The organism is Prochlorococcus marinus str. MIT 9515 (assembly GCF_000015665.1).
Taxonomy (GTDB): Bacteria; Cyanobacteriota; Cyanobacteriia; order PCC-6307; family Cyanobiaceae; genus Prochlorococcus_A; species Prochlorococcus_A marinus_P.
This window is the reverse complement of the sequence record NC_008817.1, coordinates 1,001,044-1,012,808: the sequence shown is the minus strand read 5'-3', so window position 1 is coordinate 1,012,808 and position 11,765 is coordinate 1,001,044. Positions and strand designations below refer to the sequence as shown.

9 protein-coding genes are annotated in these 11,765 nt (G+C 33.3%); 5 read left to right on the top strand and 4 right to left on the bottom strand.

Going from position 1 to position 11,765, the window contains the following annotated elements:
* Positions 1 to 18 precede the first annotated feature (18 nt).
* On the top strand, positions 19 to 1,491 hold the full coding sequence (locus P9515_RS05595) for an HDIG domain-containing metalloprotein (protein WP_011820465.1): 1,473 nt from the start codon (positions 19 to 21) through the stop codon (positions 1,489 to 1,491).
* Between the two features lie 8 nt (positions 1,492 to 1,499).
* Here the strand turns inward: P9515_RS05595 and P9515_RS05590 are convergent, their stop codons facing one another.
* Complete coding sequence (locus P9515_RS05590; protein WP_011820464.1) at positions 1,500 to 1,892, bottom strand: hypothetical protein; 393 nt, start codon at positions 1,890 to 1,892, stop codon at positions 1,500 to 1,502.
* 84 nt (positions 1,893 to 1,976) lie between these two features.
* Positions 1,977 to 3,617, bottom strand: coding sequence for a 2-isopropylmalate synthase (locus tag P9515_RS05585; RefSeq protein ID WP_011820463.1), 1,641 nt, complete (start codon positions 3,615 to 3,617; stop codon positions 1,977 to 1,979).
* 221 nt (positions 3,618 to 3,838) lie between these two features.
* Here P9515_RS05585 and P9515_RS05580 point away from each other — a divergent pair, with 221 nt between their 5' ends.
* Complete coding sequence (locus P9515_RS05580; protein ID WP_011820462.1) at positions 3,839 to 5,422, top strand: glycoside hydrolase family 57 protein; 1,584 nt, start codon at positions 3,839 to 3,841, stop codon at positions 5,420 to 5,422.
* A gap of 6 nt (positions 5,423 to 5,428) precedes the next feature.
* Here P9515_RS05580 and crtL read toward each other — a convergent pair whose 3' ends face one another.
* Complete coding sequence (gene crtL, locus P9515_RS05575; protein ID WP_011820461.1) at positions 5,429 to 6,640, bottom strand: lycopene beta cyclase; 1,212 nt, start codon at positions 6,638 to 6,640, stop codon at positions 5,429 to 5,431.
* A 25-nt stretch (positions 6,641 to 6,665) separates the two neighbouring features.
* Complete coding sequence (gene gyrA, locus P9515_RS05570) at positions 6,666 to 9,257, bottom strand: DNA gyrase subunit A (RefSeq protein ID WP_011820460.1); 2,592 nt, start codon at positions 9,255 to 9,257, stop codon at positions 6,666 to 6,668.
* Between the two features lie 178 nt (positions 9,258 to 9,435).
* Between gyrA and P9515_RS05565 the strand changes: the two genes are divergently transcribed.
* The 3 genes from P9515_RS05565 (at position 9,436) to hisH (ending at position 11,758) form a co-directional block, all read left to right on the top strand.
* Positions 9,436 to 10,599, top strand: coding sequence for a GuaB3 family IMP dehydrogenase-related protein (locus P9515_RS05565; protein ID WP_041710729.1), 1,164 nt, complete (start codon positions 9,436 to 9,438; stop codon positions 10,597 to 10,599).
* A 208-nt stretch (positions 10,600 to 10,807) separates the two neighbouring features.
* Positions 10,808 to 11,131, top strand: a complete 324-nt coding sequence (trxA, locus tag P9515_RS05560; RefSeq protein WP_011820458.1) for a thioredoxin — start codon at positions 10,808 to 10,810, stop codon at positions 11,129 to 11,131.
* 9 nt (positions 11,132 to 11,140) lie between these two features.
* Complete coding sequence (hisH, locus tag P9515_RS05555) at positions 11,141 to 11,758, top strand: imidazole glycerol phosphate synthase subunit HisH (RefSeq protein ID WP_011820457.1); 618 nt, start codon at positions 11,141 to 11,143, stop codon at positions 11,756 to 11,758.
* Positions 11,759 to 11,765: the final 7 nt, after the last annotated feature.

The window sequence follows — 11,765 nt, the reverse complement described above, 5'->3', positions numbered from 1 at the left end:
TAGATTTCTTCATATTCTGTGCATAACCTTAAAACTACTTTAAAAAAGATTATTTACTACTGGAAAAGAAGTCAGGTTCCTACTAAAGAACCTAGTAAAATTTCAACAATAGATAAGTTAATAATTTTTTTAATATGTATAGTTATTTCCATTATTTCCTCTTATAAAATACTTCTTGCCCCATTTTTGCAAAGTTCAGTTGTTCTTTCTTGGGGTCTAACTTTCTTAGAGGTTCTAGTTAGCTGCGGTTTTTTAATAATAATTTCTAGAAAAGAAAATCCAACTATCAATTCCAGACAAATCCTCTTAATTATTTCTCTTTTGTTGATTGTTCAAGCTATAAAAACTCTCTTTGTATATAGAATTAGTCCTTTATCAATTATCGTTCCTCCTTCTTTAATCATTTCTCAAGGAATGGGAACCATAACAGCTCTAGCATGGGTCTCTATAGCAAGTCTAAGCTGGCCTGATTCAGTAATAGAAATTAATAGTAATTTATTACTTATAACATTAATTTGCGCATGCATTGTTTCTGTTCTAGGAGGGAAAATAAGAAGTCGAGCACAGTTACTTCAATTATCAATATTTGTTCCTCTAGGGGCTTTAATTGCTCAATGGTTATTTATTGGAAACGATAAAACTTCTCTAGTAGATAATCAAGAGTTTTTTGTTTCAAATGGCCAAATATTTTCGGATTCTTTTTTATTGGCAATAATCATGCTAATTACTATATTATTTATTCCTATTTTTGAGTCAATATTTGGATTGTTAACAAAAGCAAGATTATTGGAATTAGCTGATAAAGAGAAACCACTTATTAGAAGACTTTCTATTGAAGCCCCAGGAACTTTCGAACATACTTTGTTGATTTGTGGCTTAGCTGAAGAAGCGACAAGAATGATAGGTGGAGATATTGATCTAATTAAAACTGGATCTTTATATCATGATGTTGGTAAATTACATGCACCAAATTGGTTTATTGAGAATCAAGATGGATCAAAAAACCCACATGATGAATTAGATGATCCTTTAAAAAGTGCGGAGGTTCTTCAAGCTCACGTAGATGAAGGTCTTAAGTTTGCAAGAAAAAATAGATTACCAAAACCAATAGCTAATTTCATCCCTGAACATCAAGGAACTTTAAAAATGGGATATTTTCTTCATAAAGCGGAAGAAAAAAAACTAAATATTAAGGAAAGTGATTTTAGATATAAAGGTCCGATCCCTCAATCTAAAGAAACAGCTATATTGATGCTTGCAGATGGTTGTGAAGCAGCATTAAGGGCAATGGACATAAAGGCTTCTGATCATAAGGCATTAGAAACAATATCCAAAATAGTTAATTCAAGACAAATAGATGGCCAGTTAGTAGATAGTAATTTATCAAAGGGAGAAATTTTCCTTATAAAAAAATCTTTTTTGAATGTTTGGAAAAGAATTAGACATAGAAGAATACAATATCCAACAACCAAAAATAATACTTTTTCCTAATCTAATATTTATAATCTAATAGTTCTTCTGTGTCTTGGATTGCACCAATAGATTAAAGCCAATAAGGCAAATAAAGCAGATAAAAGTGTTAATCCACCTATTCCAAAAAGATCTTTAAAGTTGACTAATCGAACAATAGAATATGGGATCGTTCCAGAAATTATCATTGAAAGAGATACTAAAGCCAAGGTGATTCCCCATTTCTTCTCAGCCAAAAGAGCGGAAGAAGCAACGATTCCAACTATTGCTGAAGGCCAGCCAAGGCTTATAGCAATAGCAATATTAGCCACTTTTAATGGGGGACCATAACTTATTATTAAAGCAATTATGGGTAAAGCAATTATATTACTGATCAAACCGGCCCATGCAAGAGTCCAATATCCAAATACCCTTTCTCTCATTATTTGACTAAATTTAAACTTCGACCTTTAATCTACATTATTGGTAACGAGATTTTAGCTAAAGTTAATAATCCCAAAATTAATTTAATTTTTGGGATTTGAAAATACTTTTTTTTCAGAATTTTCTAAATTATCAAATTGGGGATGAATACATTCTTTTTTTTCTGAAAAGATAAGCCTGTTTAAAGCATTTAAAAAAGCATTTGCAGCTGCAACAACCACGTCTGTATCTGCAGAATGTCCTGAATATATTTTATTCTTATTCCTAATTCTTATGGTAACTTCACCTAATGCATCTATACCTTCCGTCACAGATTTAACTGAAAACTCAATTAATTCATTTGGAACTTTAGCAAGTTCATTTATTGCTTCGCAAACCGCATCTACAGGTCCAGTACCTATGGCAACAGAAGTATCTTCAGTATGTGTCTCTGTATTTAATATAGTAACTGTAGCTGTAGGCTTAGATGTACTGCCACAACTAACTTGAACGTGACTTAGTTGAAACCTAGATTCAGGAAGTTGAACCTGTTCACTAACGATAGCTTCTAAATCTCTATCAGTAATTTCTCGTTTTCTATCAGCTAGATCTTTGAAACGAGCAAATGCATCATTCAAATCTTCCCTACTTAAATCGTATCCCATCTCTTCTAATCTTGCTCTAACTGCACTTCTACCACTAAGTTTCCCTAAAGAGATTTTATTATCATTCAAACCAACAGTTTTTGCATCAATAATTTCATACGTAAGCCTATTTTTTAGTACTCCATCCTGATGGATTCCTGACTCATGAGCAAAAGCATTTGCTCCAACAATAGCTTTATTGGGCTGAACATTCATTCCAGTTAAGTTTGATACTAACCGTGAAGTTTTTGTTATTTCTTCTGTTCTTATTGCTGTAAGAGGCGTGGGTGAATCTGAACTTCTTCCAAAGAAACTATTAAAAAAGCTTTTTCTTACGTGTAATGCCATTACTAATTCTTCTAGTGATGCATTTCCAGCTCTCTCACCTATACCATTAATGGTGCATTCAAGTTGCCTTGCTCCATTTTTTGCTGCTTCTAGGAAATTTGCAACTGCCAATCCTAAATCATTATGACCATGAACGGAAATAACTGCCTCATCAATGTTTGGAACATTTTTATTAATATCAAAAATAAGCTTCCCAAATTCACTCGGAGTCGTGAAGCCAACAGTGTCAGGAATATTAATTGTTGTAGCACCTGATGTTATTGCTAGTTGAATTACTTCATAAAGGAATTCGGGATCACTCCTTGATGCATCTTCACAGGAAAATTCAATATCATCGACTAATGATTTAGCATAACTGACCATTTCAGGAACAATTGAAAGAACATCTTTTCTTGATTTCCTGAGTTTATGTTTTAGGTGGATATCGCTAGTAGCTATGAAAGTATGTATTCTTTTTTTAGGAGCGGGAATTATGGCTTCGTAACAAGCTTTTATATCACTTGTAGAAGCCCTTGCTAAACCACAAATTATTGGACCATTTTCTCCTCCAACTACTTCTGAAATTTTATTTACTGCTTTGAAATCTCCAGGACTTGCAAAAGGAAAACCTGCTTCAATAACATCTACACCTAATCTTGCAAGTTGATGCGCAATTGCAAGTTTCTCTTCAAGATTTAAACTTGCGCCAGGAGATTGTTCTCCATCTCTAAGAGTTGTATCAAAGATCAATATTCTGCCTGGATCTTTGGACATTAACTAAATGTATCTTTATCCATATTAAGCCAATTAAAAAAAAATTACTAGATTTGGATTAATTTTAAATTAAAAGTAAAGAAATCATATTCATACATTATTGGTTAAATTATTATAAATAAAAGTATTTATATTAATTAAATAAAGTATTCTTGATTGAAAATAAATAGCTAAATATTTGCCTATAGGTGAATTTTTATATTTTAAAGTCATAAAAAAGTATGAATGGGCCTTCCCCTAATAAAAATTACTTAGGCAGACTGGCAATAGTTTTACATGCTCATCTTCCGTATGTCAGGAAAAATGAAAAGAATTCCTTAGAAGAGGATTGGTTATTCCAAGCAATCCTTGAATGTTATATTCCATTGCTTAAAGTCATGGAATCTAGTAAAAAGCAAGATGCTTGTAATACAAAATTAACTCTCAGTTTATCTCCGACCTTATTATCTCTTTTAAAAAATAAACAAATTCAAAAAAAATTCTCGTCATGGATTAAAACAAGAATAGAATTTCTGAGTGATTTGCCTCATGAAGAACAAGCTGCCTCTGAATTTCTTATGAGGAATATAAAAAACAATTATTTATATTGGGAAGAGTGCAATGGAGATTTAGTAGAGAGATTTAAAAATTTATTTATAACTGGTAACTTAGATATCCTTACATGTGCAGCTACTCATGGATATTTACCAATTCTTAGAGAAAACCCTGAGACAGTATTAGGTCAAATAAAAACTGCGATCAGAAATCATGAACTTATTTTTGGAGCAAGACCCTTAGGAATTTGGTTACCTGAGTGCGCTTATTATGAGAATTTAGATGAGATTTTATGTAATTGCGGGATAAGATATGCAGTTTTAGATGGTCATGGTATTTTAAATGGATCTCCAAGGCCAAGGTATGGAGTTTATGCGCCTATTTGTTCAAAGAAAGGTGTCGCTTTTTTTGGTAGAGATAGTGAATCAACATTGCCAGTGTGGTCTTCAAGAGAAGGATTCCCCGGTGACCCTGTTTATAGAGAATATCATAAAGACTTAGGTTGGGAATTGTCTTCCACAGAACTACAAAAAAAAGGCATTACAACAAGCAGGCCTTTAGGATTAAAATTTTATAGGATTACAAACAATGAAGCCTCATTAGGCAAAAAAGAATTTTATAAAGAAGATGAAGCTATAAAAAAAATTGAAGAACATTCTGATCAATATCTTTTATCAAGATCTAAACAATTGAAGAACCTTTCCTTATCATCATCATTTGATCCATTGTTGATAGCTCCATTTGATGCTGAATTATTTGGACATTGGTGGTATGAAGGACCAAGATTTATTGAAAATATTCTTAGAAAATCTATAAAATATTCAATTAAGCTTACAAATCTAAAGGAAATTCTTCTTAATAAACCTAATATTCAAATTTGTGATCCCTCTCCATCAAGTTGGGGACAGGGGGGGTATCACAATTATTGGCTTAATGATAAAAATGCATGGATAGTGCCAAAAATCACTAAAGCAGGTTCTGTTTTTGTTGAATTATCTTCCAGAAACTTTAATGATGCTTTTTCTATAAGATTATTAAAACAAGCAGCAAGAGAGTTACTTCTTTCTGAATCTTCTGATTGGAGTTTTATCTTAAGAGCAGGAACAACGACTGAACTCGCCAAAGAAAGGATTGATAGGCATCTTTTCAGATTCTGGAAATTAATTGATATGTTAGAAAAAAGATCTATTGTTGACTTCAAATTTATTGAAGATATTGAAGAAGAAGACAATATATTTCCTGAGATAAGAATTGAAGATTGGCAATTGTGAAAAAACTTATTTGATCTTCAACATCCCAAGCTTAACTTTTAAAGGTGAATTAATAAACATTTTACTCATTACATAAATTAGTTTTGGTAACGGAAGAGTATTGGTAAGAAAACCTACCCATTCTTTTGTTGATAATTTGAAGAAATTAGAAAAGAAACTTCTTAATCTACTCTCATCAAAGCTCATCAATCTCCTTAATCCATATTGATAAAGTTTATGTCTTTGAGTTAATTCATATGGCCATAAGACTGACCAACCTCTTGTCGCCAATTCTCTTGAACTATATTGTGGTTCTTTCAGAAAGATTGCTAATTTTTTGGCAAGAAATGGAGCTCTTCTTAATAATGATCCAATCATATATCCCGAAGCAGGATGAACCATACTTGCTGAACCTCCAAAACCAAGAACTGATTGGTTTTTATATGGTAAGGGCAAATTCATAGGGAATAAGCAAATTTCTTCATGGAAAATCTCTTCTATTTTTACACCTTTATTATTTAACCTACTTAAAAGTCTTTTTTTTAGATGATCCTGAGATAAAGCAGGATAACTAGCCAGTGATGTCTCCTCAACAAAATAAGTTTCACTTCCAAGATCCATTGCATAAAGAAAAGAGGGAGACTCTAACAACTCTTCATTATTTAAGTGGTCAGAACGAAAATCCATCAAAACAAATTGGTCTTTATTTACAGGAGGAGAAGAGAATTTCCCTACTATCCCATAAGCAGCTTGCTGGGCGACTTCTTTTAAAAGTGGCCTTTTAATAAATTTACTATTGTGTCCACTGGCATCAATTACTAATCTTGCCTTTAGTGTTAATCCAGAAAAACAAATTACTTCAGAATGTTTATTTTCTGATTTTATTAATTTTGCAGTTTCATTCAACCATTGAATATCTTTGCAGGATTTTAAAAGTTCATTCTGAAAAGCTTCCTGATTTATTAATCCATAATCATAAAAATGTTTTGTTGGATTATTCCCTTTCTTATTCAATCCATCTCCAAAGTAGCTCAAAGTTTTTGACCATCTATGAGATAACAAAGAATCTAAACCTAATTCTTCTAATTCAGAGGCCCAAATCCCGTAGGTATTTTCCCACTTTTCATAAGGAGATTTTGTTGATATTCCCATTATATTAAGATTTTGTTTAGCTAATTCTGAGGCTAAACATAATGCTGCAGGTCCAGAACCTAAAATTAAAATATCAAGTATTTCCATGGGAACGGTTTAATCTCCTACTTTGTTAGAGCTCTTCTTCTTTAGTCATTAATTGATCTGAATCATCGATTTGCTCATGTGGAACTAACACAACTTCAGATAAATGATCACCATCGTCTAGCCGTTGTAATCTTACTCCTGTAGCAGCTCTTGATTGTTGCGAAATTTTATCGGCATTTGTTCTTACGATAACTCCTCTCTCGGTGACAAAAATTAATTCTTCACCTTCTCCAAGAACCTTAAGTCCTACGAGTGAATCATCTTTAATTCTGAATTTTATTGCTCTTAAACCCATTCCCGCTCTTTTTTGCAATCTAAATTGAGCTACTGGGACCCTCTTCCCTAGACCAAAAGCACTAGCTACTAAAACCCATGGCCCCTTTGATGAATTGCTTTCAATATCTTCGTCATTTTCATTCTCAAGACTTGCTAATTGGTCAACTAGATCAGAAGTTAAAACATCCATGGATACAAGTTTATCTCCATCCTTTAAGTTCATAGATTTAACACCTCTCGCAGTTCTGCCAAGAGGCCTTAATTCATTATTATCTAACCTGAAATGAATCGTCATTCCTTTGCTTGATCCAATTAATACACTATCGCCTTCTTTTGATAATCTGACCCAAGTTAAGGCATCTCCCTCTTCTAGGTTAATTGCTATTAAACCATTTGAACGTATTTTTGAAAAAGCTGATAATGGAGTTCTTTTAATAAATCCAGCTTTAGTAAGCATTAATAAATAACGATCATTGTCAAAAGACTCTACTGAAACAATAGAAGTGATTTGTTCTTCTCTTGGGATTGGAAGTAGTTGAACAGAAGGAGTACCTTTGGCTGTTCTGCTACTCATAGGGACTCGATATGCTGGAAGTGCATAAGCTACCCCTCGATCACTGAAAAGTAAAAGAGTGTCATGATCATTACAGCTTATAAATAAATTAACTTCATCATCTTCTTGATTTTTTGTTCCGGCTTTACCTCTTGAACCTCTGCTGGTAGATTCGAATTCACTAACTGGCATTCTTTTTAAATAACCGGCTGAAGTTAGTAAAACAACTGATCTCTCGTTAGCTATAAGGTCAATATCATCTAAACCACCCCCTAAATTAAGAATCTCAGTTTTCCTTGGGGATGAAAATCTTTCATCTATTTTACTCAACTCTTCAAGAATTATTTCATTAATGCGGTCTTTATCCTGCAATATATTTTTATAGTCTGTAATTTTCCGGGTAAGTTCATCATGCTCTGATTTGATTTTATCTGCCTCTAAAGCGGTTAATCTTCTTAATTGCATTTGTAAAATAGCATCTGCCTGAATAACAGATAATTCATGATCTTTTTGTAATTGTTCTCTCGCAGAAGTTGTATCTTTTGCAGATCTTATTAAATTTATAATGTTATCCATGGCTTCTAGCGCTAAAAGAAGTCCTTTTATAATGTGATCTCTTTCCTCTGCTTTTTTCAATAAGAATGTTGTTCTTCTTTTAATCGTTACAATTCTAAAATCAAGAAATACATCCAACATTTTTCTTAGAGAAAGAGTTGTAGGTTCTCCGTTGACAAGAGCTAAAATATTTGCACTAAAGTTGTTTTGTAGAGGTGTTAACTTAAATAAATTATTTAAGACAACTTGAGGATAGGCATCTCTCTTTAGTTCTATTACAATTCTCATCCCGTCCCTGTCACTTTCATCTCTAATGTCAGAAATACCCTCTAATTTTTTGTCATTTACTAAATCTGCAATTCTCTCTATTAAAGCTGCTTTGTTAGTTTGAAATGGAAGTTCAGTTATTATCACAGCGTCTTTTTCTGCTCTTCCTGGGGATTTTATTTGTTCAATATCTGCTACCCCTCTCATGGTTATAGATCCTCTCCCAGACTTGAAAGTCTCTTTAATTCCATCTCTGCCTAAGATCTGTCCGCCAGTTGGAAAATCAGGACCTTTAATTAATTCAAAAAGTTCTTTGTCTTCCATTAAAGGATTTTTGATTATCGATTTAAGACCATTAATTAATTCTCCTAAATTATGAGGAGGAATATTAGTGGCCATTCCTACCGCAATACCTGATGATCCATTTAAAAGGAGTTGGGGTATTCTAGCTGGCAAAACTGTTGGTTCTTGTTGTGATCCATCAAAATTATCGGAAAAATCAACTGTTTCAGATTCAATATCCTCAAGTAAACTTTCATCTGTTAGGGATTGAAGACGTGACTCTGTATATCTCATCGCAGCGGGAGGATCATTATCTACTGAGCCGAAATTTCCATGGCCATCAATGAGTGGCATTCTCATCGAGAAATCTTGTGCCATTCGTACTAATGCATCGTAAACAGCAGTGTCTCCGTGAGGATGATACTTACCTAAAACTTCTCCTACAACCCTTGCACATTTTCTATAAGGCCTACCGCTTGTCAATCCAAGCTCATACATTGCGTAAAGAATCCTTCTGTGAACTGGCTTTAGCCCATCTCTTGCATCAGGAAGAGCACGACCAACAATGACGCTCATTGCATACTCTAAGTATGATCGTGACATTTCATTCCTCAAGTCTGTTTGAATGATTCGCTCGTTATTTTCACTCAAACTAGAATCACCAGAATCAACAATATCGGACATATTAAAAACCTTTATTTAATAATAATCCCTCATTGTCAGAATGAATAAAATAATGCTAATAATTAATTTTCAAATACTCATATTTCTACAAAATTATAAAAAAACTCTTTTGTTTTTAAGAAATTATTGGCTTATTACACCTTTAGTTGTTAACTTAATCAGAATAATTAAAAAAACCGTGAATATTGAAATTGGCTTAAACAAAAAAGTTAGAAGGGCTTACGGCATTGATGAAATTGCATTAGTGCCAGGAACAAGAACCCTAGATTACGAATTAACAAATCCTTCTTGGTCAATTGGAAATATTGAAAGAGATATTCCAATTATCGCCAGTGCAATGGATAGTGTTGTTGATGTGAATACAGCTGTAGATCTCTCTAAATTAGGAGCTATTGGTGTTCTCAACATGGAAGGTATACAAACTAGGTATGAAAATCCAAAGGAAATACTAAGTCAAATCTCCTCCGTAGGAAAAAATGAATTCGTACCTTTGATGCAAGAAATATATAAAGAACCCATCAAGCAAGAACTTATTTTGCAAAGAATTAACGAAATTAAAGAAAAAGATGGAATAGCAGCATTAAGTGGAACACCGCAAGCAGCTATCAAATTTAAAGAAACACTTGTGAAGTCGAAAATAGATTTATTCTTTCTTCAAGGTACTGTAGTTTCAACCGAACATTTAGGTATGGAGGGGAATGAGACATTAAATATCAAAAGCTTATGTCAATCTTTAAAAGTACCAGTTGTTGCAGGTAATTGTGTAACTTATGAAGTTGCAGAACTTCTTATGAAATCAGGTGTTGCAGGTCTTATGGTGGGAATCGGCCCAGGAGCAGCTTGCACTTCGAGAGGAGTATTGGGAATAGGAATCCCCCAAGCAACAGCAATCTCTGATTGTAGTTCAGCAAGAGATGATTATTTTCAAGAAACTGGTCGTTATGTCCCCATAATTGCTGATGGAGGAATTGTTACTGGTGGTGACATTTGCAAATGCATCGCCTGTGGTGCTGACGCAGTTATGATTGGTTCTCCAATAGCTAAATCAACAAGTGCTCCGGGCAATGGATTTCATTGGGGTATGGCCACACCAAGTCCTATATTACCTAGAGGTACAAGAATTGAAGTCGGCTCTACAGGTTCCTTAGAGAGAATATTAAAAGGACCCGCAATACTTGATGATGGGACACACAATTTACTTGGAGCTATTAGGACATCAATGAGTACTCTTGGAGCTAAAAATATCAAAGAGATGCAAAATGTTGATATTGTAATTGCGCCATCTCTTTTAACAGAGGGAAAAGTATATCAAAAAGCTCAACAGCTTGGAATGGGTAAATAATATAAAATCTTATCTCCTAAAATATAAAAAATTTCTCATTAGGAGTTATCATTAAATTATGGGGGAAACCCCATACTCCTCACACACTAAATCGCCCGATTTATCGGGCTTTTTTTAAGACATTTTGTTACTTAAATGTGTTTATCTGTAATGAAATCATCACTTAAAAGAATAGCCTGCTAAATTTTCTAAAAGGAATATCTAAATTATGTCATCAGCTCCCGCCGTAACTGATTCTTCATTTGACAAAGAAGTTTTGCAAAGTGATCTGCCAGTCCTAGTTGATTTTTGGGCTCCATGGTGTGGTCCTTGCAGGATGGTCGCCCCTGTTGTTGAGGAAATTTCAAAAGACTTTGAAGGTAAAATCAAGGTATTTAAGTTGAATACAGATGAGAATCCAAATGTTGCAAGTCAATATGGAATAAGAAGTATTCCGACCTTAATGATATTTAAAGGTGGTCAAAAGGTTGATACTGTCGTTGGAGCTGTTCCAAAAGCGACTCTTTCAAGTACCTTGTCTAAGCACTTATAAATTAAAGAATTGTCTAAAATAGGACTTATAGATTACGGAATGGGTAACATTCATTCCGTGACGAAAGCCTTAGAAAATCTTGAAGAAGAAATACTTTTAATTAAAAATAAGCACCAAACAAAAGATTGTAAGGCTTTAATACTACCTGGGGTTGGTTCATTCGATCCGGCAATAAATAATCTAATTAATACTGATTTAATAATTGATATTAAAAGCTGGATTAATAGTGGAAAATCATTTTTAGGAATTTGTCTTGGATTACAATTGCTTTTTGAATCAAGTGATGAAGGCTCAATAAATGGACTTGGCATAGTTAAAGGCCAAATAAAAAAAATTCCTCAATTACCTAATCAAAGAATTCCTCATGTTGGATGGTGTGAACTTCTTCCAACAAGAAAAAATAGCTTATTAAGAAATGAAGAATTAAATAATTGGGTATATTTTGTTCATTCTTATCATGCTGTTCCTTCAAATACTGATGTAATAGCTGCAAATGTAAGTTATGGTTCTGAAAAATTAACTGCAATAATTGAACAAGATAATTTACTTGCTTGTCAGTTTCATCCTGAAAAGTCAGGAAAAACAGGAGAAAAACTTTTACGTAGATGGCTTAAAAATATTCAATAATTCTATG